The following is a 22,596-nucleotide window of genomic DNA, read 5'->3' on the forward strand; positions in this document are numbered from 1 at the left end:
CCCGATCTCAGGCTGGTTTCACGAAGCTGTCGAGCACGCGCTTTTCACCGGCGCTGTCGAACTGAATTTCCAGCTTGTTGCCTTCCTGGCTGGAAATGGTGCCATACCCGAATTTGTCGTGAAACACCCGCGCGCCCACCGCCAGATCGGCGCGTGGCTTGCTGGCAAAGCTGGCGGCGCTGCGCGTGTTTTCGGCAATCTTGCGGGGCTTGGGATCGAACATCTGCGCCGCGGCGCGCTGCCAGCCGGGGCCGCGCGTGCTGGCCTTGGCGGGGTGATTGCGCGCCACGTCGGCAAAGGGATCGCTCGCCTCGCTCCAGTTGGCCCGCCACATCGATGCCCCGCCCGACAGGGTGGTTTCCTGCTCGATATGGTCCTCGGGCAGTTCCTCGATAAAGCGCGAGGGGATGGCGCTGGTCCACTGGCCATAGATGCGGCGGTTGGCGGCATTCAGGATGGTGCAGCGCCGCCGCGCGCGGGTGATCGCCACATAGGCCAAGCGGCGCTCTTCCTCCAGGCTGGCAAGGCCGCCTTCGTCGAGCGCGCGCTGCGAGGGGAACACCCCTTCTTCCCAGCCCGGCAGGAACACCTGGTCAAACTCCAGGCCCTTGGCGGCGTGGATGGTCATGATCGTGACCTTGTCCTCGTTGGCCTGGGCCTCGTTGTCCATCACCAGGCTTACGTGTTCCAGGAAATCGCCCAGCGTCTCATACTCTTCCATGGCGCGGACGAGTTCCGACAGGTTTTCCAGCCGGCCATTGGCCTCGGCGGTCTTTTCGGCCTGAAGCGCGGCGGTATAACCGCTTTCATCCAGGATCGTGCGCGCCAGTTCGGCCGGCGACAGCGTGGCGACCTGTTCGCGCCAGCGCAGGAAATCGCGCACCAGCGCCGCCAGCGTGTTGCGCGCGCGGGCCGGCAGTTCGTCGGTATCGGTAATGTCATAGGCGGCGCGCAGCAGCGGCACCTGGTTGGCGCGGGCAAAGCGGAACAGCTTTTCCAGCGTCTTGTCGCCCAGGCCGCGCTTGGGCGTATTATAGATCCGCTCGAACGCCAGATCGTCTGATGGCTGCCCCACCAGGCGCAGATAGGCCAGCGCATCGCGGATTTCGGCGCGCTCGTAAAAGCGGAAGCCGCCAACGATGCGATAGGCGAGGCCGATCTGGATGAAGCGGTCTTCGAACTCGCGCGTCTGGAACTGCGCGCGCACCAGGATCGCCACGCGATCGAGCGGGCAGCCCTCGCGCTCGAGCCGCTCGATCTCCTCGCCCACGCGGCGCGCTTCCTCGGGCGCGTCCCACACGCCGATCACGCGCAGCTTGTCGCCGCCGTCGCGCTCGGTCCACAGCTGCTTGCCCAGCCGTTGCGCGTTTTCGGCGATCAGGCCCGATGCCGCGCCCAGGATATGCGGGGTGGAGCGATAGTTCTGCTCCAGCCGGATCACCTTGGCGCCGGGAAAATCCTTTTCAAAGCGCAGGATGTTCGCCACTTCCGCGCCGCGCCAGGAATAGATCGACTGGTCATCGTCGCCCACCACGCAGATATTCTTGCGCACTTGCGCCAAGAGCCGAAGCCACAGGTACTGCACCGCGTTGGTGTCCTGGTATTCGTCCACCATGATATAGCGGAAGCGGTCCTGCCAGCTTTCCAGCACATCGCGGTGCTGGCGGAAGATCACCAGGATATGCAGCAGCAGATCGCCGAAATCGCAGGCGTTGATGGTGCGCAGCCGGTCTTGATAGAGCCTGTAGAAATGCGCGCCACGGCCATTGGCATAGGCTTCGTTTTCCCCGGCATCGAGATCATCCGGTCCCAGCCCACGGTTCTTCCAGCGATCGATCAGCCCGGCGAGCTGCTTGGCCGGCCAGCGCTTGTCATCCACGCCTTCGGCCTGGATCAGCTGCTTGAGCAGGCGCAACTGGTCATCGGTGTCGATGATCGTGAAAGAGCTGGTCAGCCCGACGAGTTCGGCATGGCGGCGCAGCATCTTGGCCGCGATCGAATGGAACGTGCCGAGCCACGGCATCCCTTCCACTGCCGGCCCGATCAGGTGCCCCACGCGCTCGCGCATCTCGCGCGCGGCTTTGTTGGTAAAAGTCACGCACAGGATCTGCGACGGATAAGCCAGGCGCTGGCGCAGCAGATTGGCCAGGCGCGCGGTGAGCGCGGCGGTCTTGCCGGTGCCGGCACCCGCCAGCATCAGCACCGGGCCATCGGTGGTCAACACCGCCTCGCGCTGCGGCGGGTTCAGGCCTGACAGCCAATCGGGCTCGTTGCCTGCAAGGGGGCCGGAGGGAGAGTGGGGAGAAGGGGGGGCAAAGCTCGTCACGGTGGAACAAGTAGGGAACCGGGTGCGCAGGCGCAAGGCGGATTTGCCCATTCGCTACCGCCCAACGCCTCGGCCAAAGCAGCCCATTCATCTGTCATACATCAACAAAAATCACCGCTTGCCGCACACACGGGGCAAGTCGAGCGTCTGATCGACACAATATCACGTCTGGCCGAATGCGCGGAAACGAAATGACAGGATCGGGCGTAACTTGGGCAATTCGGATCTTTGGAACAGGAGAAGATCTCCATGCGAAAGATGATTTTCATCAGCGCTCTGGCGCTCTCGACCGCTTCGCTGCCCGTTGCTCTCCATGCTCAGGCAGCAGCCAGCCCGCCGGCTGCCGCAACCCCGGCTGGTCCGTTCTCGATGACGACGGAACAGAAGGGCCAGTACGACGGCTGGCCGGCCGATCTCAAGGCCAAGTATGATGCATGGCCGTCTGCCCAGCAGGAATACTTCTGGTCGCTGAATGCGGACCAGCAGAAGGGCTGGTGGGCGATGAATGACACCCAGCGCGGCCAAGTCTATGCCATGACGCCTGACCAGCGCGCCCAGATCTGGCCGTCGATTGTGGCCCAGGTTCAGGGCCGGGCGTCGGCTTCGGCATCCGCTTCGGCAGCGGGCAGCACCCCGCCGGCTCCCACCGCTGACTCGAACAGCAGTGGCATGTCGGGCGGCATGGCGGCCAACACCGCCGCAGCGCCTGCCCCGGCCCCGAGCGGCGATACCGGCATGGACAGCGCAGCGACGGCCAGCAGCAGCAGCCAGTATGCGTCCAACGCTGACGCCACGCCCAAGAAGTATCCCGTGTGCTCGCGCACGGTGACGGATAGCTGCCGCAACCGTGGCGGTGTCTGAACCAAACAAGCCCTGAAGGGTCGCAAATCTGTTGCCTTGGCAACGGGGAGGGGGCGCCGGGAAACCGGCGCCCCTTTTCGCGTCAGCGCCGCGTGTCAGGCCGCCAAATCGATTGCGCGCTTGACAAGGAAGGGGCCGGCGGGAACGTCGCGCAGATCATGACCGCGCCCTCCCATCCGCTTCGCCAGAACGCCCGCATCCTTGCCGCCAGCCTGGTTGGCACGGCGGTGGAATTCTATGATTTCTATATCTACGCGACGGCGGCGGCGCTGGTCATCGGGCAATTGTTCTTTCCGGCGCAGGCACCCGAAGCGCAAGTGCTGCTCTCGTTCATGACCTTTGGCCTGGCATTTTTTGCCCGGCCGGTTGGGGCCATCGCGTTCGGCCATTTCGGCGATCGGGTCGGGCGCAAGTCCACGCTGGTGGCCAGCCTGATGCTGATGGGCGGCTCGACGATGCTCATCGCGTTCCTGCCTACCTATGCCATGGCCGGGCCAGTGGCGCCGGCGCTCTTGTGCCTGCTGCGCTTTGGCCAGGGCTTTGGCCTGGGCGGGGAATGGGGCGGCGCTTCGCTGCTGGCGGTGGAAAACGCGCCAAAGGGATGGGAGGCACGCTTTGGTGCCGCGCCGCAATTGGGGGCGCCGCTGGGCTTCCTCTTTGCCAACGGGCTGTTCCTGATCCTGGGCATGACCTTGCCCGAAGCCGCCTTTGCCAGCTGGGGCTGGCGCGTGCCGTTCCTGGCCAGCGCGGTGCTCGTGCTCCTGGGCCTGTGGGTGCGGCTCAAGATCGGGGAAACCGCCGCGTTTCGCGCCGCGCAGGAAGCCGCGCCGCCGCCCAAGGTGCCGGTGGGCCGCCTGATGGCCGATCATCCCGGCGCGGTGCTGGCCGGGATTGCCGGCGTGGTCGCCTGCTTTGCCATCTTCTATCTGGCCACCACCTTTGCCCTGTCGTTCGCCACGACCAAGCTGGGCTATGCCAAGCAGGAATTTCTGGCGGTGCAGCTGGCGGCCAATTTCTTCCTGGCGGCGGGCATCGCGCTCGCCGGCTGGTGGGCGGACAAGCGCGGGCCGGCAGCCGTGCTGCGCGTCGGCGCCGGGTTGACCGCGCTGGTCGGCCTGGTTTTCGGGGTGGGGCTGGGCTCGGGCCATCTGCCGCTGGTATTCGCCACGCTGGCACTCGCGCTGTTCGTGATGGGGCTGGTCTATGGCCCGCTCGGCGCCTGGTTGCCCACGCTCTATGCCGTGCCAGTGCGCTACACCGGGATTTCGATCGCGTTCAACGTTGGCGGGATCATCGGCGGGGCGCTGGCGCCCTTTGCCGCCCAGGCGCTGGCCCAGCGCGGCGGCACGGCCAGCGTTGGCCTGTTCCTGACGGTGGCCGGGGCGGTGACGCTGGCCGGTGTGGTGTTTGCGCCCAAGCCGGCGCGATAAAGGGCTTCGACAGGCTCAGCCCGAACGGATTTCAACAACGTGACCCGTTCGCCCTTAGCTTGTCGAAGGGCGCAAAGCGCTGACCGTCAGTCCTTGGTTTTCAGGCGCAGCAGTGTCAGGCGGGCCTTGCCCACCTTGCGTTCGCTTTCCACTTCGCAGGCCTTGATCTGCGGCACTTCGTCGGCGTGGGTTTCGAGGGAAACCCAGGTGCCTTCGCCGATCCAGCCCAGCCGCACCAGCTTGTCCACCGCCACGGCGCCGGCACCGGTGCCATAGGGCGGATCGAGCAGGATCAGGTCGAGCGGCTCCTTGACCGGGCCGAGCGACAGCACGGACGAAGCGCGCACGTCGGCCTGGCCCTGCACGCGAAAGGCGGCGAGGTTGGCGCGGATCGCGCGGATCGCCGCGGCGTCCTGTTCCACGAACAGGCAGTGGGCCGCCCCGCGTGACAGCGCTTCCAGCCCCAGGGCGCCCGATCCGGCGAACAGATCGGCCACTTTGAGGCCTTCAAAATCGCCCAGCCGGCTGGCCAGCATCGAAAACAGCGTTTCGCGCGTGCGGTCAGACGTGGGGCGGGTGGTGTCTCCGGCGGGTGCGTTCAGCTTGCGCCCGCGCCATTGCCCAGCAATGATACGCATTCGTTCAATTTTCCGATTTGGGCTGGGCGAAGTTGGTCGGGGCAGGGCTGGTCTTGAGCGTCTTGCGGAAGCGCTCGACCAGAACCTGCGGCACTTCCTCGGCTCCGCCGCGCGGCAGGTCGGCCAGCTCGAACGGGCCATAGGCGATGCGCAGCAGGCGCGAGACCTGAAGGCCCAGATGCTCGAGCACGCGGCGCACTTCGCGGTTCTTGCCTTCGGTCAGGGTCATTTCGATCCACTGGTTGCGGCCGGTGCGCCGCTCCATGTTGGCGTCGATCTGGCCATAGCGCACGCCTTCGATCTCGATGCCCTCGATCAGCTCTTCCAGGCGGTCTTGCGAGATATCGCCAAAGGTGCGGGCGCGGTAGGTGCGCGGGATGCCGGTCGCAGGCAGTTCCAGCGCGCGCTTCAATTCGCCATCGTTGGTCAGCAGCAGCAGGCCTTCGGTATTGAGGTCGAGCCGGCCCACCGGCATCACGCGCGGGGTTTCGGGGGGCAGCGCGTTGCGCAGCGCGTTGTAGATCGTGGGCCGCCCGGACGGGTCGCGCTCGGCCGTGATCAGGCCGGCCGGCTTGTGAAAGCGGAAAACGCGGGTGGGGGCGGCGGCTGCGATCAGCCGGCCATCGACACTCACGCCCTTGAGGTTCTTGAGGATCGTGGCGGGCGTGGTGACCAGTTCATCGTTGAGGCGCACGCGCCCTTCGGTGATCAGGCGCTCCACTTCGCGGCGCGAGGCAACGCCGGCGCGCGCGAGCAGCTTGGCAATGCGTTCGCCCTCGCGGCCATCTTCGCGCGGCTGGGCAGGGGTGGGCGCGGGGCGCGCCGCCGGCTTGCCAGTGGGGGTGCGATTGGCGATCTTGAACGGACGGTCCCCCTTGGGACGCTCGCCGACGCGGGGCTGGGTGAGCGAGCGGGCCTGGGCCATGCCGCTGGGGCGATCGTCGCGGCGCGCGGCGGGCTTGGGGGAGGCCGGCTTGGGGCTCAGCTTGCCTTCGATCTTGGTGCCCGGCCGGGCGGCTGGCTTGCCGGCCGGCTTGGCGCCGTCACGGGGCGCGGCGCGGTCTGCGCGCGGCGCGGGCTTGCCATCGGGACGGCGTGTACTTGCGGCCTTGTTGGAAGCGGCGGGCCGTCCCGGGCGGCCGCTCCTGCCTTTTGGGGGAAGTGTCATCGCCGGCCCATAGACCATCGCCGGCTTTGCGTCAAAGCGGGGGGCTTTGAAGTTCAGGCATGGGGCTTCGACAGGCTCAGCCCGAACGGGCGGGCAAGGAATTCCGTACGCCCTGAGCTTGTCGAAGGGCATTCCCCGCGCCTAGGGTGCCGATCGAGCAACCAGGAGACCACAATGGCATCGGCCCCAGCGCCACAAAAACCAAAGGGCTGGCAGCTGTTCAAGCTGGCATTGCAAACGCGCAAGTCGGCCACGATGCTGGGTTTCGGGTTTTCCTCGGGCCTGCCTTTTGCGCTGCTGATCGGCACGCTCAACGCCTGGCTGGGTGAGGTGAAGATCGATCTGGCGACGATCGGCGTGCTGTCGTGGATCGGGCTGACCTATTCGTTCAAGTTCCTGTGGTCACCGCTAGTGGACCGGTTGGCATTGCCCGGGCTTGAGCGGCTGGGGCGGCGCAAGAGCTGGATCGCGCTGTGCCAGGGCGTGCTGGTGGCCAGCTTTATGGGCCTCGCGGCCACCGATCCGACCCGCTCTATGGGCTCGTTCGCACTTTTCGCTTTCCTGGGCGCACTGGCATCGGCAACGCAAGACGTGGCGATCGATGCGTGGCGCATCGACGTGGCCGATGAGCAGACCAGCGTGGAACTGCTTACGTCGATCGGGCAGTTTTCCTACCGCATCGCCTCGATCGTGGGGGGCGCGCTCGCGCTGGTCATGGCCGGGCGGATGAGCTGGCCGCTGGTCTATCTGCTGATGGCCGGGCTGATCGCGCTGATCATCGTGGTAACGCTGCGCGCGCCGGATACGCCGCGCGTAGGGCAGGGTGCGCTGCATGCCGCGCTCAGCCAGCCTGGCGAGTTGGTGCCTAAGGCACGAGGACTGGCTCTGCTGGTCGTGGGGTTAAGCTGGACCTGGGCGATCGTCACGATCGTGGTCTTCATGGTCCAGATGCTTCGTCCCCTGGCGCCGGGTGCAAAGCATCCGTCGGTGGCTGCTTTCACGCGCGAGACTGGCCCCTGGATCGTGCTCGCCACCGTCGGTGTACCCTTGCTGGTATCGGCAGTGGTCAATGCGCTCAAGGTGCGCGGGCAGGCGGTTCTGGTGGCGCCTGATGATGCACATGGCCCGGGGCGCACTGCGCTCAACCATCTTTATGTGGCGCTTGTTTCTCCGTTGTCGGAACTGGTCGGGCGGCTGCGCTGGGGCGTGCTGATCGTGATCGGCATGATCCTGACCTATCCGTTGTGCTATAATATGTGGGCCAGCTTCGCCTTTCCGTTCTATCTGGATTTCCTGCATTATTCCAAGGACGAGGTGGCTTTTGCCTCCAAGCTGTTCGGCATTTTCATGAGCATGGCGGGGGTTGGCCTGGGTGGCTTCCTGTTCGTGCGGGTGGGGCGCATGCCCACGATCCTGCTCGGTGTGGCGCTGCCCATCCTGGGCAACTTCGTCTATGCTGATCTTGCCGAAGGCGGGGCGATGATCGATCGCGTGGCCCATGGAGTGGGCCTACAGGCCCTGCTGGGCGCCTTCGGGTTCGACGATCGCATGGTGCGCCTGCTGCTGACGATCGGCTTTGAAAACATATCGACCGGCATCGCTGGCGCAGCGTTTGTCGCCTATATTTCCACAATTGTCAGCCGCAGCTATACCGCCGTGCAATATGCGCTGCTCTCTTCGCTCACGTTCCTGATCGGCTCGCTGGGGCGAGGCATCGCCGGCGAGGCGTTCGACCTTTACGGCTATGCCACGGTGTTCCGCTATGCTGCGGCCGCCGGTGGACTGGCGGTGGTGTTCGTGCTGCTGGAATGGGTGCGCGTGTCGCGTTTGGCCGCACACCACCCCCCGACCCCCTCCTCTGAAGAGGAGGGGGAGGTAAAGCGCTAAAAATGAAGCCCCCTCCTCTTCAGAGGAGGGGGTTGGGGGTGGTGAGAGGCCTTGCCCGAACGGCTCAATCCGGCACTTCCCCATTCCGCCGCAGCACGTCGCCAGCGAGATAGAGCGAGCCCACGATCAGCACGTCGCCACCCGGTGGCAGCGCGGCCAGCGCCTGCGCCACGTCGGCGAAGCTGCGCACGGGCAAGGCGCTGTGCGCGGCGAAATCCTCGGGCCGGTGGGCATCGTGGCCCGGTGCGGGCACGACCGAGATCGACAGGGCATGGCCGCCCAGCGGGGCCAGGATGGCGCCGGGGTCCTTGTTGGCCAGCATGCCGATGATCACGTGCACGGGCGGCTGCGCGGCCAGGTGGCGGGCGATCGCCAGCCCGGCGTCGGGATTGTGCCCGCCATCGAGCCACACTGTGCGTCCCGGCACTTGCGCGGTCAGCGGGCCATGGCCCAGCCGCTGCAGGCGGGCGGGCCAACGCGCTGCACGGATGCCCGCAGCCATGGCCGCTTCATCAATCGTCATCACGGTCTGGTGGCGCAGCATCGCCACGGCGAGTGCAGCGTTTTCCGCCTGATGCAGCCCGGCAAGGGCGGGCAGGGGCAGGGTGAGCGCGCCCATGGCATCGCGATAGGCGATGTCTTGGCCGATGGCGGCGTCCCAGGCTGTGCCGCGCGCCAGCACGGGGGCGCCGTGCGCTGTGGCGGTTTCCGCCACCATCTGCGCGGCGCGGGCCGGATAGCGCAGCGTGACCAGCGGCACGCCCGCCTTGGCGATGCTGGCCTTTTCAAACGCGATGCGCACCAGCGGATCGTGCACGGCCGCATCGGGAATCGTCTCGTCGGGCGACAGTAGGAACGCCTCGTGATCCAGGCCCAGCGTGGCAAGACCCGTGGCCGCTGCGGTGGGCAGGATATTGGTGGCATCAAGCCGCCCGCCCAGCCCGGTCTCGATCACGCAGGCATCGGCCGGCACGCTGGCAAAGGCCAGGAACAGCGCGGCGGTGGTCACTTCGAAAAAGCTTGGGGTAAGATCGGGCTGCGCCGCATCGAGCGCCTGCTTGAGCAGGGCGGCCAGCGTGGCATCGTCGATCAACTGCCCGGCAAGGCGGATGCGCTCGTTATAGCGCACCAGGTGCGGCTTGGTGGCGGTGTGCACACGCAGGCCCTGCGCCTCGAGCATGTAGCGCAGATAGGTGCAGGTAGAGCCCTTGCCGTTGGTGCCCGCAACGTGGAACACCGGGGGCAGGCGGTCCTGCGGGTTGCCCAGCCGGGCGCAGAGTTCGCGCACGGTGTCGAGGCCCAGCCGTCCCTGCGGCAGCGACAGTGCCCCCAGCCGATCGAGCTGGGCCTGCACGGCCGGATCCTCGGAAATCGCGAAGTCCTTCACGAAAACCCCTCCCCCCATCTGGCCCCCGCGCGCAGGCGGGGGCAGGGCGCATTCGCGTCAGGCGGCCTTGGCGGCCATCAGGTAGTCGATGGTTTCGGCCAGCGTGGCGCGCAGGTTGTGGCGGTGCACCACCATGTCGATCATGCCATGAGCGTGCAGGTATTCAGCCCGCTGGAAACCTTCGGGCAGCTTTTCGCGGATCGTGTCCTGGATCACGCGCTGGCCGGCAAAACCGATGAGCGCGCCCGGCTCGGCAATCTGCACGTCACCCAGCATGGCGTAGCTGGCCGTGACGCCACCGGTGGTGGGATCGGTCAAGACCACGATATAGGGCAGGCCCGCGGCATGCAGGCGGCTGATTGCTACGGTCGAGCGCGGCATCTGCATGAGGCTGAGGATGCCTTCCTGCATGCGCGCGCCGCCAGCAGCGGTGACGGCGATATAAGGGCACTTTTCACGGATCGCGCGCTCGGTGCCGGCAATGAAGGCATTGCCCACGGCCATGCCCATCGATCCGCCCATGAAGGCAAATTCCTGCACGCCAACGACGGCCTTCTTACCTTCGATGCGGCCCACCGCGTTGGTCAGCGCATCGGGATGCGGGTTGGCAGCACGAGCGGCCTTGATGCGATCGCCATATTTCTTGGTGTCGCGGAACTTGAGCGGGTCTTCCTTGACCTTGGGCGCAGGCAGCAGGGTGAAGCCCGGGTCCATCAGCTGCGCCAGGCGCGCATCGGCGCCGATGCGGCCATGATGATCGCAGCGCGGGCAGACCGACTGGTTTTCTTCATACTCCTTGGTGAACAGCATTTCGCTGCACCCGGGGCACTTGATCCACAGGTTGTCGGGCGTGTCGCGCTTGGGGGTGAAGGGCAGCGCGTTGCGAACGCGGTTGATCCAGCTCATGCGATATCCTTTCGCGCCGCATGCACGGCCGCGCTCAGCGACGCGACAAGATCGCGTACCGGGCCGGCGGCATCAGCGCCGTGTTGGGCCACGAGATCCACCAGAGCCGAGCCGACGACGACGCCATCGGCCACGGCGGCAATCCCACCGGCCTGTTCGGGCGTGCGCACGCCAAAGCCCACGGCAACGGGGATCGTGGCGGTCTGCTTGATCCGCGCCACTGCCTCTTGGATCGAGGCGAGCGCGGCCGATTGCTTGCCGGTGATGCCGGCAACCGAAACATAATAGAGGAACCCGCCCGACCCTTCGAGCACGGCGGGCAGGCGCGCGGCATCGGTGGTGGGGGTGGCGAGGCGAATGGGCGAAATGCCGTGTGCGCGCAGCGCCGGGCCCAGTTCGGGGTCTTCCTCGCTGGGAATATCGACGCAGATCACGCCATCGATGCCGGCATCGGCGCAGGCATCGGCAAACCATTCCGCGCCGCGGGTGATCATCGGATTGGCATAGCCCATCAGCACCAGCGGCACATCGGGATGGCGCGCGCGGAAGCCCTTGGCGATGGCCAGGATATGCGCGGTCTTGGTGCCGGCGGTGAGCGCGCGCAGGTTGGCGTTCTGGATCGCCGGGCCATCGGCCATGGGATCGGTGAACGGCATGCCCAGCTCGATCACGTCGGCGCCACCGGCCACCAGTGCGTCAAGGATCGCGGGCGTCGCCTCGGGCGTGGGATCACCGCCGGTGACGAAGCACACGAGGGCAGCATGGCCCTTGGCAAAGGCATTGGAAAGGCGGGTCATCAGCCGACAACTCCACCGCATGTCACGCTCGCGATCGCCAGCGGCAAGGACATCATTTCCAACACACCTTCCATGATCTTCAAGGTTCCGGGCTGCGCACTACGTGATTTGCGCCGAGATGCAAAGAGCCCTGCCTTTTGCCCTCATCGTCACCCCGGACGTGATCCGGGGTCCAGCTTGCGGCCTCTCCCTTGGCTCCAGGCATTCAGCTGGACACCGGATCACGTCCGGGGTGACGCGTGGGGAGTGGAAAGGCCTGCTTGCCGATTGATTTTACAGCTTCACCCCCAGGTGCTCGGCCACCGAGAAGATGTCCTTGTCGCCCCGGCCACACAGGTTGGCGAGGATGATCTGGTCCTTGTCCATGGTCGGCGCCAGCTTGGTCACGGCGGCAATCGCATGGGCCGGCTCGAGTGCGGGGATGATCCCTTCGGTGCGGCAGAGCAGCTGGAAGCCTTCGAGCGCCTCGGTATCGGTGACCGAGGTATAGTCGACGCGGCCGACATCCCTGAGCCAGGCATGCTCTGGCCCGATGCCGGGGTAATCCAGGCCCGCGCTGATCGAGTGGCCTTCGGTGATCTGGCCGTCCTCGTCCTGCAACAGGTAGGTCTTGTTGCCGTGGAGAACGCCGGGGCGCCCGCCCGCGAGCGAAGCGGCGTGTTCCTTGTCAAGGCCATGGCCAGCCGCCTCGACACCCAGCATCTTGACGTCGGGATCATCGAGGAACGGGTGGAACAGGCCGATGGCGTTGGACCCGCCACCGATCGCGGCAACCAGCACGTCGGGCAGGCGGCCGGTGCGGGCGAGCATCTGGGCGCGGGCTTCCTTGCCGATCACGCTTTGGAAATCGCGCACCAGCTCGGGATAGGGATGCGGGCCGGCGGCGGTGCCGATGATGTAGAACGTGTCATGCACGTTCGCCACCCAGTCGCGCAGCGCCTCGTTCATCGCGTCCTTGAGCGTGCCGGCGCCAGCCGTGACCGGCACCACTTCGGCGCCGAGCAGCTTCATGCGGAACACATTGGGCGCCTGGCGGGCGACGTCGGTGGCGCCCATATAGACCACGCAGGGCAGGCCAAAGCGCGCGCAGACGGTGGCCGTGGCCACGCCATGCTGGCCCGCGCCGGTTTCGGCGATGATCCGGGTCTTGCCCATGCGCATCGCCAGCAGGATCTGGCCGATGCAGTTGTTGATCTTGTGCGCGCCGGTGTGATTGAGCTCGTCGCGCTTGAACCAGACTTGCGCGCCCTTGCCTGCCGGCGCGTTCTTGGCCAGCTCCTGGGTCAGCCGCGGCGCGAAATAGAGCGGGCTGGGCCGGCCGACATAGTGTTCGAGCAAGTCATCGAATTCGGCCTGGAACGCGGCATCGGCCTTGGCCTTGCGGTATTCCGTTTCGAGATCGAGGATCAGCGGCATCAGCGTTTCGGCGACATAGCGACCGCCGAACTGGCCGAAGTGGCCACGATCGTCGGGCTGGTTGCGGAAGCTGTTCGGGTTCTGGGCAGTCATGGTCCAGCCGCTTGGCAGAGGGCGGGGCGGTTGTCCAGATTCATGGCCAAAGGGGCGGCGGGCCAGTGGCGCCCGCCCGGCGCCGGGCATGGTCAAGGCATTTTGCCGTAGTTTGCATTTTTGCAATCGCATTTCAGCAATTTGCACGATTGCGCGTTCATCCTGGCGTAATGTCTGGGCGCTAGATGGCGTCTTGCAACGTCGTGAAGGCGGTCCCGTAATGGGGCCGCCTTTTTGCGTTTTACATTACTGCAACGATACTTTCTGTCTATTTGTTCAGATAGGGATAAACCTTTCTAAATTGACAGAAACTGTGGCAAAAATGCCATGCGTACTATGTTAGAGTCAGAAATCTTACAGTTATGACTTGTTGACGATTGGCGTGCGGCCTACTTGCCCGATCGACCGCCGCACCAAACGGCGGCTTGAATGCAAGGAGGTTTATTATGCGTCTCGTTCTTCTCGCGCTCGCCGGTACCCTGGCTGCAGCCGCCCCGGCCATGGCCAACGAGGTCCGCGTCGAAGCGCACAGCGGTGTGCTCTGGAATCACGATGCCACCGATGCCACGGCTGGCGTTGCGGCAGGCTATGACTACGATCTTGGCCCGGCAGCCTTCGGCGGCGTCGAAGTCTCGGCTGACAAGATTCTTAACAGCTATGCCAAGCGCGTGTCGGTTGGCGTGAGCGGCCGCCTGGGTGCGAACCTGGCCGGCACCAAGCTTTATGCCGTGGGCGGCTATGCCACCACGCCCTGCACCGATTGCGGCGGCGCGTGGAACTTTGGCGCCGGCGTGCAGAAGTCGTTCATGCAGAAGTTCTACGGCAAGGTGGAATACCGCCACTACATCGCCGACGAAGGCCTGGGCAACCGCGATGCGGTGACCGCTGGCGTTGGCCTGAAGTTCTGATCGGACCCTGTTTCGACAGGACAATTTCCGACCCAGGAAAAGCAGCGGGCGGCGCGAAAGCGTCGCCCGTTGTCTTTTGCGGGGCTGCGGGTTGCGCGGCTGCGGCCGGCGTTGGCGTTCAGGCCGATCGGGCCGCGCGGCAAAACGCCTGGATGCGACTTTCGTCCTTGACGCCCGGCGCGCTTTCCACGCCGGATGATACGTCGACGAGTTCGGCGCCGGTCTGGCGCACGGCATCGGCAACATTGTCGGGGCCCAGGCCGCCGGCCAGGCCCCATGGCGTGGGACCGCGGTAGGCGTTGAGCAGCGCCCAATCGAACACCAGGCCCAGGCCGCCGGGAATGGCCGCGCCCTTGGGTGCCTTGGCATCGAACAGCAAGAGATCAGCCGCCCCGGCATAGCGGGCAGCGGCTGCGACATCGGCAGGCGCGGCCACCGACAGCGCCTTCCACACCGGCAGGCCAAACTGGGCTTTCAACTGCGCGGCGCGGTCGGGGGGTTCGTGGCCGTGGAGTTGCAGCACATCGAGGTGGGCCGCGGCAATCGCCTCGCCAATGGTGGCGTCATCGGCATCCACGAAGAGGCCGACCAGGCGGCTGCGCCCGGCATTGCGCGCGCCAAGCAGCGCGGCGTCGCGGATGGTGACGTGGCGTGGGGAAGGGGGAAAGAACACGAGGCCGGCATAATCGGCGCGCGCGGCAAGCGTGGCGTCGAGCGCGGCACTCGTGTTGATTCCGCAGATCTTGATGGCTGGGGCTGGCATGGCCAGCCCATGTGGCGTCTTGCTTACTGCGGTGCAAGCTCGAACGTGATGGTGACGTTGGCGTTGACGTCCAGTTCGCCGGCCGCAACCGGGCTGGGCGCGGCCATCATCATCTTGTCGGCGCGGGCATAGAGCATCGGCGGCTGCGGCGACCAACCACCGGTTTCGCTGATGGTCAGCATCCGCACCACCTTGAGGCCGGCGGCGCGGGCATAGAGATCAGCGCGGGCGCGGGCCTTGGCCACGGCATCGATGCGCGCCTCGTCCATTGCCGCCTCGGGCTTGTCGATCTGGAAGCTGGGGCCGTTGACTTCGTTGGCGCCGGCCTTGACCAGCGTATCGATCACCTGGCCATAGCGCGCAAGGTCACGCTGCTTGACCTGCACCTGGTTGGTGGCGCGATAGCCCACGATCACCGGATCACCCTGCGTGCTGCCATCGGCCAGGCGCTTCTGCTCGCCATAGACCGGGCTGACCGACAGGTTGCTGGTCTGCATGTCGCGGGCAGCCACTCCGCTCGACTTGAGGGCCGCCATCGTGGCGTTCATCGCGCGGGCGTTGGCTGCCAGCGCCTCGCTCGCCGTCTGGCCCTGGGTGGTAACGCCGGCGGTGAAGACTGCCAGATCGGGCACGCGGGTGCTGCGGCCTTCGGCCTGCACGGTCAGCACCGTGGCGCCGGGGCTGACGACCGGGGCGGTCTGCACGGCCTGCTGGGCCATGGCTGGGGTGACCAGCGCGGCCAGGGGCAGGGCGGAAAGACTGGCGGCGAGGATAAGGCGCTTCATCGGGACGGTCTCCGTATGTGACGGCTGGGGAATGGCCGAAGCGAGCTTGCAGCGCGCTGAACCGTTGCCAGGGTAACCGTTCAGGAAACCATCCGTTCCAGTACGACCATGGCGAAGTCGACCGGCGTGGCGCCAGGGAAAGGCCGGGTTTCGCCGGTCCGAACATAGCCGCGCCGCTCGTACCAGGCGATCAGTTCGGGGCGGCGATCGATCACCGTCATTTCGATTGCGCGGGCGCCCAGCTCGCTTTGGGCCATCGCATCGCATTGCGCCAGCAGCGCGCGGCCCAGGCCACCGGCCTGCACATCGGGATCGACGCACAACATGCCGAGGTAGGCCTTGCCCTGCGGCAGCGCCGTCAGGGTAACGGTGCCGATCAGCGCGCCATCGGCGGACTGCGCCACGATTACGCAGCGGTCCGGCGCGGTGATGGCAGCGGCGAGTTCTGCGTCAGACGTGCGCTCGTCATCCAGCAGGTCAGCCTCGTGCGTCCAGCCCTGGCGTGCTGTGTCGCCGCGATAGGCGCGTTCGACCAGGCGGCGCAGCGCCGGCAGATCGGTGGGCGTGGCCAGCCTGAACGTGAGCGCGGGTGCAACGCCGGGCATGATGGATCAGAGCGTGGCTTCGATGGCGCGGGCGGCGGCCAGGGGATCTTCGGCGCGGCTGATCGGGCGGCCGATGACCAGGCACGAAGCGCCGGCATCGCGCGCCGCGCGCGGGGTCACCGCACGCTTCTGGTCACCGAGCGCTGAACCCCGGCCTTCGGCAGGGCGCAGGCCCGGCACCACGAAATAGCCGTTCTTCCAGCGGCGGTGCACTTCGCCCACCTCGTGCCCGGAACAGACGATGCCATCAAGGCCGGCTTCCTGCGCCAGGTCTGCCAGGCGCAGGACCTGGTCGTGCGACGAACCGCTGACCCCGCCGCGCGCCAGATCGGCATCGTCCAGGCTGGTCAGCACGGTTACCGCCACCACCTTGCAGCCTTCACCGGCGGCCGCCTTGGCGTCTTCCATCATCGCGCGCCCGCCCGAGGCGTGAATGGTGACGATCGCCGGCTGCAGCACGTGGATCGACTGCATCGCCGCTGCCACCGTGTTGGGAATGTCGTGCAGCTTGAGATCGAGGAAGATCGGCATGCCGATCTTGGCCATTTCATGCACGCCGTGGTGGCCATGCGCGCAGAAGAATTCCAGCCCCAGCTTCAACCCACCGACGTGGCCTTTCACCTTTTGCCCCAGCGCCACGGCGGCATCGAGACGGGGAAGATCGACGGCAAGAAAGATCGGGTTGCTCACGGGTGGATATCCGTCTGGGCCGCATCGCTGGCGGCTTCGGTGGCAGGAAAGGCGCCGGCCTGGCTCACCAGGCTCGACTCCAGGGTGGCGATGCGGCGCTTGAGGCGCCAGCGACGCAGCCGGCCTGCCGCCCACGGCGGCACGAAACCGGCCAGGAAAAAGACCAGGGCGACAAAGCCCACCGGCCAATCGAAGTGCAGATAGCCCGCGCCATATGGCCAGAAATTCACGCGGGCGGTGTCCGCGTTCATGGCGATGAACGCGGCAAAGGCCGCAATCAGGGCCAGCCACAAGACGATGCGGATCTGCTTCATGTGCGGCGCTTCACCCTTCAACCTGCCGTGCCAAACACACGGGTGGCGGACATTAGGCAGATTGCAGACGAAGCGCCAGCACTTGCATTATTCGCCAAACACCCGGGCGAAGATGGTATCCACAGCCTTGAAATGGTAATCGAGGTTGAACTTTTCCTCGATCGTCTGCGGGCTCAGTGCCTTGGTCACGTCGGCATCGGCCTTGAGCAGTTCGAGCAGCGAGAGCTGGCCATCGGATTCCCACACCTTCATCGCGTTGCGCTGGACCAGGCGATAGGCTTCGTCGCGGGTCACGCCAGCCTGGGTCAGCGCCAGCAGCACGCGCTGCGAATGGACCAGGCCGCCCATGCGATCGAGGTTCTTCTGCATGCGCTCGGGATAGATCACCAGCTTGTCGACCACCGAGGTGAGGCGCGCCAGCGCGAAGTCGAGCGTGATCGTGGCGTCGGGGCCGATGAAGCGCTCCACCGAGGAGTGCGAGATATCGCGTTCATGCCACAGCGCCACGTTTTCCAGCGCAGGGGTGACGGCCGAACGCACCACGCGGGCCAGGCCAGTGAGGTTTTCGGTCAGGATCGGGTTGCGCTTGTGCGGCATGGCCGACGAACCCTTCTGCCCCGGCGAGAAGTATTCTTCCGCTTCGAGCACTTCGGTACGCTGCAGGTGGCGCACTTCGGTGGCCAGGCGCTCGATCGAGCTGGCGATCACGCCCAGCGTGGCAAAGAACATGGCATGGCGATCGCGCGGGATCACCTGGGTGGACACCGGCTCCACGCTCAGGCCAAGCTGCTCGGCCACGTATTCTTCCACCGCCGGATCGATATTGGCAAAGGTGCCGACCGCACCGGAAATGGCGCAGGTGGCGATTTCGGCGCGGGCATTGACCAGGCGCGCGCGGCAGCGCGAAAACTCGGCATAGGCTTCGGCCAGCTTCTTGCCGAACGTGGTCGGTTCGGCATGGATGCCGTGGCTGCGGCCGATGGTGGGCGTGTACTTGTGCTCCAGCGCGCGGCGCTTGATCGCGGCGAGCAGCGCGTCGATATCTTCGAGCAGGATGTCGGCGGCACGGGCCAGTTGCACGGCCAGCGTGGTGTCGAGCACGTCAGAGCTGGTCATGCCCTGGTGCATGAAGCGCGCCTCGGGGCCCACCTGCTGCGCCACCCAATCGAGGAACGCGATCACGTCATGCTTGGTCACTGCTTCGATCGCGTCGATCGCGGCCACGTCGATGGCGGGGTTGGTCGCCCACCAGTCCCACAGCGCCTTGGCGCCGCTTGCGGGCACCACGCCCAGGTCGCCCAGCTTCTGCGTGGCGTGGGCCTCGATCTCGAACCAGATGCGATAGCGCGCTTCGGGTTCCCAGATCGCGGTCATCGCGGGGCGGGCATAACGGGGGACCATGGTTCGACTCCGGGTTTGCGGTTTGCTCGGCTGTGCCCCGCCCGCTAGGGGCGCACGGCCGCTAAGGCAAGCCCTGCGCGGATTGGCCCCGCGCGGATCGGCCCGCCCCACGGCGCCGTTCCCCCCGGTTCGGCACAGCAGGGCGGGCCTGCCCCGCACGCGCCGCCAGGCGGGGCGCGGGGTGAGGGAGGCAGCGGCCTTTCAGACGCTTAGAGCGCGATGTTGAGCGCCACCGAGGCGACATGGTCGCTGGTATCGAGCTTGCCGGGGCGCACGCCGTGCTGGTTGAGATAGCCGGCCTCGATCGTCAGCTTCTTGGCGATCGGCGCATTGATGCCGATGAAATTGCGCATGCGCTCCTCGCCGTTCACGGTCTGGAACACGGTCTTGTTGAGATCGATGAAGCTTTCGTGGCTGGCCACGATCATCACCTTGCTGCCCTGCGCCACGGGCAGGCTGGCCTTGAGGAACGGGCGCAGGCGCCACGCGGTGCCGGGCATGTTGTCGCGCCAGCGCTGTTCCAGCCGCATCCGCCCGTTAAAGCGCACCGGGCCGAGATGGGCAAAGTTGTCAAAGCTCACCTGCTGGCGAAAGCGCCGCTCCATCACCGCGAAATCGCCGTGCAGGTAGTTGGGGTCATGGGTGTAGCCCAGCCAGACGGTGAACGTCTTGTCGAGGTTGTAGCCAACCATGAAGTTGTTTTCGAGTTCGTAGAAACCGCGCGCATTGCCGGTGCGCAGGATGGTTTCGTTGGACAGGCGCCAGTTCTTTCCAGCCTTGGCTGTGACCAGCAGCGTTCCCCATCCCTGGGTATCGGTATCGGCCCGCGCAGCGACCGGGGCAAACAGGACTGCTGCCAGGGCAACGGCACTGCAGAGAGAGGGCAGGATACGCATGGGAAAGGGTGTCCGTTGAGGGCTGTTGGCTGCCCCTATGACGTTTTGATGACACATTCGTGACAAAGGATTGACGTGAAATAGACGGATTTGATGGTGATTGTGCTGCCATTTCCGCAGCTTCGATCCGCTCTTGCGCCATGCTATGTTTCAGTGAATATAGCTTGAAGTGACATTTTATGACGGTCTGCCGGGCAGGCCGTTGGTGCAGGGGCAAGACATTCCATGCAAAACGTGATCGATCGCCGGTGGCGGCGGGCTGTGCCGTGCGCCTTGGCGCTGGCAACCAGCCTCGGCATAGCGAACCCAGCCTGGGCTGATTCGCCCGACGCCGCCAGTGTTCCGGTCGCGGGCACGGATGCCCTGCGCACGGCCGGCGATATCGTGGTGACGGCGCGCCAACGCCCTGAACCGGCGCAATCGGTGCCAGCCGCGCTCAGCGTGGTCGATGGCGCGTGGCTCGATCGGTCGCTGGCGGTGAACACCCAGGCGCTCACCACGCTGGTGCCGGCGCTCACCTATTCCTCGGCGAACCCGCGCAACACCGCCTTTACCATCCGCGGCCTGGGATCGAGCGTGGTGGCGGTCAGCCAGGCCAATGACGGGCTTGAGCCGGGCGTGGGGTTCTATGTCGATGGCGTCTATCATGCACGGCCGGCCACGGCGGCGTTCGACTTTGCCGATGTGGAGCGGGTGGAGGTCTTGCGCGGGCCGCAAGGCACGCTGTTTGGCAAGAACACCACGGCCGGCGCCATTGCCATCACCTCGCGCCTGCCCTCGTTCACCCCGGCGGCGAGCGAAGAGGTGAGCGTGGGCGAACGCCGCCTGGTGCAGGCCAAAGCCATGGCCACAGGGCCGCTGATCGATGACGTGCTGGCCTATCGCCTTTCGGGCCTGCTGACGCGGCGCGATGGCGTGATCCATAACGTGCGCACCGGGGCTGATCAGAACAGCGTCGATAACCAGGCGCTGCGCGGCCAGTTGCTGTTCACCCCGTCTGCCAGCGTGCAGTTGCGCGTGGTGGCCGATTATGCCCGCTTTGGCGGGGACTGCTGCACCCAGGTCTATCTGCGCGTCGGCACCAGCCTGCGCAGCCCGGCACGCCAATACGCCGCGCTGGCGGCAGCCGCGCACTATGCGCCGCCCAGCACCAACCCCTATGACCGGCTGACCGACATCGACGCCGGGCTGGGCGTGAACACCAACGAGGGCGGCATTGCCGCCACGCTCGATTGGCATCTGGGCGGGGCCACGCTGACGGCGATCAGCGCCTGGCGCTTCTGGAACTGGGACGCGGCAAATGACCGCGACTATACCGGGCTGCCGATCCAGACCACGCAGCATATCCCCTCGCGCCAGGACCAGGTGAGCCAGGAACTGCGCCTTGCCTCTGATGGGCAGCGCGCCCTGTCTTACGTGGCCGGGCTCTATTATTTCCGCCAGGTCATCACCGGGCATCCGATCTCGATCTATGGCCCCTATGGTGCGCCGTGGCTGCTCGGCAGGACCACCAGCAATGGCACGGCGATCCCGACCAACCTGCTCGATGGCTATGGCCAGGGCGGCGACACGCGCTTTGCCGTCAACAGCTATGCCGCCTTTGCCGAGGCGAACTGGACGATCGTGCCGCGCCTGACGCTGACCGGCGGCCTGCGCCAGACCTGGGAAGACAAGCAGGGCAGCTACAACACCAGCGTGTTCGGTGGCCCGCAGGTGACCAACGCCGCGCTGCTCGCCGCGCAGCTGTCGGTGCTGCGGCCGCAGGCCTATGCCGCCAGCACCCGCGATTCCAGCCTGTCTGGACGCGCCAACCTGGCCTGGCAGGTGAGCGATACGGTGATGGCCTATGGCGCCTATTCCCAGGGGTTCAAATCGGGTGGGATCAATATGTCGGGCCTGCCACTCGACAGCGCCAACCAGCCGGTCCTGGCCACGGCCGTGATCCGGCCCGAACGCAACATCACCTGGGAAGGCGGCATCAAAAGCCAGTGGTGGGATCGGCACCTGCTGCTCAACCTGGCTGCCTATCGCACCACAGTGCGCGATTTCCAGGCGACGGTGGTTGATTCCAGCCAGACCGTGGCGCTGCGCGGCTACCTATCCAACATTCCGCGCGTGCGGGTGCAGGGGGTGGAGGCCGATGCCGCACTGCACTGGGGCGGCCTCGTGCTGACGGCGGGCCTGGCCTATGCCGATGGGCGCTATACGGATTATCCCAAGGGGCCGTGCCCGCTGGAGGTGCAGACCGCCGCGACCACCGCGTGCAACCTGACCGGCAAGGCGCTGACCGGCCTGTCGCGCTGGAGCGAGACGCTGGGCGTGGACTATCGCCTGCCCATGGCCCGGGGCGAATGGGTGCTGCACAGCGATACCGCGTGGCGCAGCAGCTATAACGGCGATCCCTCGCTGTCGCGCTATACCTGGATCGATGGCTATGCGCTGACCAACGCCAGCCTGGCCTGGCGCAGCCGCCGCGATGGCGGGCCGGGCGTGGAACTGGGCGTGTTTGCACGCAACCTGTTCAAGGCCAACAATATCCAGAACCTGACGATCCAGGCCGGCAATTCCGGCCTGATCCTGGGCACGCCGAGCGACCCGCGCACCTTGGGCGTGACGTTCCGCGCCTGGCAGTGAGATGACGCGCGGCCCTGCACGACTGCGCCAGCGCCGGTTCGGATGGTGACGCCGATGGATGGGAATTGATCGGCCGCGCCATCGCCGGGCCGCGGATGAGGCGCGGAACGACGTGATGGCGCGGGGCGGGCCGTCCCCGCTGCCCAATTACCTCATTGTGATCCGCCGCTGCGCTCCTCCTACCGAGGCTGGCAGGCGCCGGGCCAGGTAGGTGACGCTGGGCAGGCGACAAGCCAGGCAGGTGACAGGCCAGGCAGGTGACGGCGCCACGCCATCGGGCCTAAGGAGGCCGGAGAGCCGGCGCCATTGCACTTTTGCGGCTCTATCATCCCCGCAAGGCAGGGGGCACAAGGCATGGTTCAATGGCTGCCGATGGAGCAGGCAGAAACGGCCGCGCCATGCCGGGTGGCCGGGCGCGTGGGTGGGCGGGTCGGGCAGCGACACCGCCCGACGGATAGCAGATGCCACGACTTCCCCAGCCGTTGGCAACCCTCCGGAGCTATGGCCAATCCGCCTGCATCCGGCCTTGTTCCATCAATGCCAATGTCGCTTCCCTTATACCCCCTGCTAAGTGAAGACCTGTAGCGTTGGGCCTCAATCGGGCGGCAAAGTCATCCCGCGATAGTTTGGGTTCCGAGCGACATTGCCGTTTGTTGCGGCGTGGTTTGCAAAGAACCGTAAAAATGTTCAG

Annotated in this window: 19 protein-coding genes; 5 read left to right on the top strand and 14 right to left on the bottom strand. The window is 66.2% G+C overall.

The features are described from left to right. Nucleotides 1–7: 7 nt before the first annotated feature. The gene (locus IP65_RS12330) at nt 8–2,326 is read right to left on the bottom strand and encodes an ATP-dependent helicase (protein WP_022674555.1); all 2,319 of its coding nucleotides are present in this window, start codon (nt 2,324–2,326) and stop codon (nt 8–10) included. A 249-nt stretch (nt 2,327–2,575) separates the two neighbouring features. Here IP65_RS12330 and IP65_RS12335 point away from each other — a divergent pair, with 249 nt between their 5' ends. Together IP65_RS12335 and IP65_RS12340 are read left to right on the top strand one after the other, a co-directional pair. Continuing rightward, the gene (locus tag IP65_RS12335; protein ID WP_022674556.1) at nt 2,576–3,187 is read left to right on the top strand and encodes a hypothetical protein; all 612 of its coding nucleotides are present in this window, start codon (nt 2,576–2,578) and stop codon (nt 3,185–3,187) included. Nucleotides 3,188–3,345: 158 nt separating this feature from the next. Further along, nucleotides 3,346–4,617 (top strand): MFS transporter, encoded by a 1,272-nt coding sequence (locus tag IP65_RS12340; protein ID WP_171795062.1) that lies wholly within the window; start codon nt 3,346–3,348, stop codon nt 4,615–4,617. Nucleotides 4,618–4,703: 86 nt separating this feature from the next. On the opposite strand, the gene rsmD is transcribed toward IP65_RS12340, so the two are convergent. Together rsmD and IP65_RS12350 are read right to left on the bottom strand one after the other, a co-directional pair. After that, nucleotides 4,704–5,255: a 16S rRNA (guanine(966)-N(2))-methyltransferase RsmD gene (gene rsmD / locus IP65_RS12345; protein WP_022674558.1), complete on the bottom strand. Its 552-nt coding sequence runs from the start codon at nt 5,253–5,255 to the stop codon at nt 4,704–4,706. A 4-nt stretch (nt 5,256–5,259) separates the two neighbouring features. Then, nucleotides 5,260–6,423 carry a pseudouridine synthase gene (locus IP65_RS12350; protein ID WP_156306582.1) on the bottom strand — a complete coding sequence of 388 codons (1,164 nt, stop codon included), beginning with the start codon at nt 6,421–6,423 and terminating at the stop codon, nt 5,260–5,262. A 174-nt stretch (nt 6,424–6,597) separates the two neighbouring features. Here IP65_RS12350 and IP65_RS12355 point away from each other — a divergent pair, with 174 nt between their 5' ends. Further along, nucleotides 6,598–8,310, top strand: coding sequence for an MFS transporter (locus tag IP65_RS12355; protein ID WP_022675265.1), 1,713 nt, complete (start codon nt 6,598–6,600; stop codon nt 8,308–8,310). A 64-nt stretch (nt 8,311–8,374) separates the two neighbouring features. Here the strand turns inward: IP65_RS12355 and IP65_RS12360 are convergent, their stop codons facing one another. The 4 genes from IP65_RS12360 to trpB all read right to left on the bottom strand — a co-directional run bounded on the left by IP65_RS12360 (nt 8,375) and on the right by trpB (nt 12,909). Further along, nucleotides 8,375–9,697 carry a folylpolyglutamate synthase/dihydrofolate synthase family protein gene (locus IP65_RS12360; protein WP_054131946.1) on the bottom strand — a complete coding sequence of 441 codons (1,323 nt, stop codon included), beginning with the start codon at nt 9,695–9,697 and terminating at the stop codon, nt 8,375–8,377. Nucleotides 9,698–9,754: 57 nt separating this feature from the next. Continuing rightward, nucleotides 9,755–10,603, bottom strand: a complete 849-nt coding sequence (gene accD, locus IP65_RS12365; protein ID WP_022676002.1) for an acetyl-CoA carboxylase, carboxyltransferase subunit beta — start codon at nt 10,601–10,603, stop codon at nt 9,755–9,757. Then, on the bottom strand, nt 10,600–11,400 hold the full coding sequence (trpA, locus tag IP65_RS12370) for a tryptophan synthase subunit alpha (RefSeq protein WP_022676001.1): 801 nt from the start codon (nt 11,398–11,400) through the stop codon (nt 10,600–10,602). Before trpA ends, accD begins: the two co-directional genes overlap by 4 nt. Before the next feature lie 273 nt (nt 11,401–11,673). Continuing rightward, entirely contained in the window at nt 11,674–12,909 is a 1,236-nt protein-coding gene (gene trpB, locus IP65_RS12375) for a tryptophan synthase subunit beta (RefSeq protein WP_022676000.1), read from the bottom strand. Nucleotides 12,910–13,355: 446 nt separating this feature from the next. Between trpB and IP65_RS12380 the strand changes: the two genes are divergently transcribed. Then, a complete protein-coding gene (locus IP65_RS12380) occupies nt 13,356–13,817 on the top strand; it encodes a hypothetical protein (protein ID WP_022675999.1) in 462 nt (153 codons plus the stop codon). Nucleotides 13,818–13,935: 118 nt separating this feature from the next. On the opposite strand, the gene IP65_RS12385 is transcribed toward IP65_RS12380, so the two are convergent. The 7 genes from IP65_RS12385 to IP65_RS12415 form a co-directional block, all read right to left on the bottom strand. After that, entirely contained in the window at nt 13,936–14,580 is a 645-nt protein-coding gene (locus tag IP65_RS12385; protein ID WP_054131947.1) for a phosphoribosylanthranilate isomerase, read from the bottom strand. Between the two features lie 23 nt (nt 14,581–14,603). After that, on the bottom strand, nt 14,604–15,365 hold the full coding sequence (locus IP65_RS12390) for an SIMPL domain-containing protein (protein WP_022675997.1): 762 nt from the start codon (nt 15,363–15,365) through the stop codon (nt 14,604–14,606). An 80-nt stretch (nt 15,366–15,445) separates the two neighbouring features. Then, nucleotides 15,446–15,970, bottom strand: a complete 525-nt coding sequence (locus tag IP65_RS12395) for a GNAT family N-acetyltransferase (RefSeq protein WP_054131948.1) — start codon at nt 15,968–15,970, stop codon at nt 15,446–15,448. Nucleotides 15,971–15,976: 6 nt separating this feature from the next. Beyond that, the gene (pyrF, locus tag IP65_RS12400) at nt 15,977–16,660 is read right to left on the bottom strand and encodes an orotidine-5'-phosphate decarboxylase (protein ID WP_054131949.1); all 684 of its coding nucleotides are present in this window, start codon (nt 16,658–16,660) and stop codon (nt 15,977–15,979) included. Next, nucleotides 16,657–16,974 (bottom strand): LapA family protein, encoded by a 318-nt coding sequence (locus tag IP65_RS12405; protein WP_054131950.1) that lies wholly within the window; start codon nt 16,972–16,974, stop codon nt 16,657–16,659. The genes pyrF and IP65_RS12405 overlap by 4 nt, the downstream gene beginning before the upstream one ends. An 87-nt stretch (nt 16,975–17,061) precedes the next feature. Beyond that, nucleotides 17,062–18,375 carry an adenylosuccinate lyase gene (purB, locus tag IP65_RS12410; protein WP_054131951.1) on the bottom strand — a complete coding sequence of 438 codons (1,314 nt, stop codon included), beginning with the start codon at nt 18,373–18,375 and terminating at the stop codon, nt 17,062–17,064. A 209-nt stretch (nt 18,376–18,584) separates the two neighbouring features. Further along, complete coding sequence (locus tag IP65_RS12415) at nt 18,585–19,328, bottom strand: DUF2490 domain-containing protein (RefSeq protein WP_369801290.1); 744 nt, start codon at nt 19,326–19,328, stop codon at nt 18,585–18,587. A 168-nt stretch (nt 19,329–19,496) separates the two neighbouring features. Between IP65_RS12415 and IP65_RS12420 the strand changes: the two genes are divergently transcribed. After that, nucleotides 19,497–21,905 (top strand): TonB-dependent receptor, encoded by a 2,409-nt coding sequence (locus IP65_RS12420; protein ID WP_054131953.1) that lies wholly within the window; start codon nt 19,497–19,499, stop codon nt 21,903–21,905. The last annotated feature ends 691 nt before the right edge of the window (nt 21,906–22,596 follow it).

Source organism: Novosphingobium sp. AAP1 (assembly GCF_001295765.1).
GTDB lineage: Bacteria > Pseudomonadota > Alphaproteobacteria > Sphingomonadales > Sphingomonadaceae > Novosphingobium > Novosphingobium capsulatum.

Excerpts from the sequence above, each read along its gene's own strand:
- IP65_RS12335 (WP_022674556.1), top strand. The coding sequence starts at position 2,576 with ATGCGAAAGATGATTTTCATCAGCGCTCTGGCGCTCTCGACCGCTTCG.
- IP65_RS12340 (WP_171795062.1), top strand. The coding sequence starts at position 3,346 with ATGACCGCGCCCTCCCATCCGCTTCGCCAGAACGCCCGCATCCTTGCC.
- rsmD (WP_022674558.1), bottom strand. The coding sequence starts at position 5,255 with ATGCGTATCATTGCTGGGCAATGGCGCGGGCGCAAGCTGAACGCACCC.
- IP65_RS12350 (WP_156306582.1), bottom strand. The coding sequence starts at position 6,423 with ATGACACTTCCCCCAAAAGGCAGGAGCGGCCGCCCGGGACGGCCCGCC.
- IP65_RS12355 (WP_022675265.1), top strand. The coding sequence starts at position 6,598 with ATGGCATCGGCCCCAGCGCCACAAAAACCAAAGGGCTGGCAGCTGTTC.
- accD (WP_022676002.1), bottom strand. The coding sequence starts at position 10,603 with ATGAGCTGGATCAACCGCGTTCGCAACGCGCTGCCCTTCACCCCCAAG.
- trpA (WP_022676001.1), bottom strand. The coding sequence starts at position 11,400 with ATGACCCGCCTTTCCAATGCCTTTGCCAAGGGCCATGCTGCCCTCGTG.
- trpB (WP_022676000.1), bottom strand. The coding sequence starts at position 12,909 with ATGACTGCCCAGAACCCGAACAGCTTCCGCAACCAGCCCGACGATCGT.
- IP65_RS12380 (WP_022675999.1), top strand. The coding sequence starts at position 13,356 with ATGCGTCTCGTTCTTCTCGCGCTCGCCGGTACCCTGGCTGCAGCCGCC.
- IP65_RS12385 (WP_054131947.1), bottom strand. The coding sequence starts at position 14,580 with ATGCCAGCCCCAGCCATCAAGATCTGCGGAATCAACACGAGTGCCGCG.
- IP65_RS12390 (WP_022675997.1), bottom strand. The coding sequence starts at position 15,365 with ATGAAGCGCCTTATCCTCGCCGCCAGTCTTTCCGCCCTGCCCCTGGCC.
- IP65_RS12395 (WP_054131948.1), bottom strand. The coding sequence starts at position 15,970 with ATGCCCGGCGTTGCACCCGCGCTCACGTTCAGGCTGGCCACGCCCACC.
- IP65_RS12405 (WP_054131950.1), bottom strand. The coding sequence starts at position 16,974 with ATGAAGCAGATCCGCATCGTCTTGTGGCTGGCCCTGATTGCGGCCTTT.
- purB (WP_054131951.1), bottom strand. The coding sequence starts at position 18,375 with ATGGTCCCCCGTTATGCCCGCCCCGCGATGACCGCGATCTGGGAACCC.
- IP65_RS12415 (WP_369801290.1), bottom strand. The coding sequence starts at position 19,328 with ATGTGTCATCAAAACGTCATAGGGGCAGCCAACAGCCCTCAACGGACA.
- IP65_RS12420 (WP_054131953.1), top strand. The coding sequence starts at position 19,497 with ATGCAAAACGTGATCGATCGCCGGTGGCGGCGGGCTGTGCCGTGCGCC.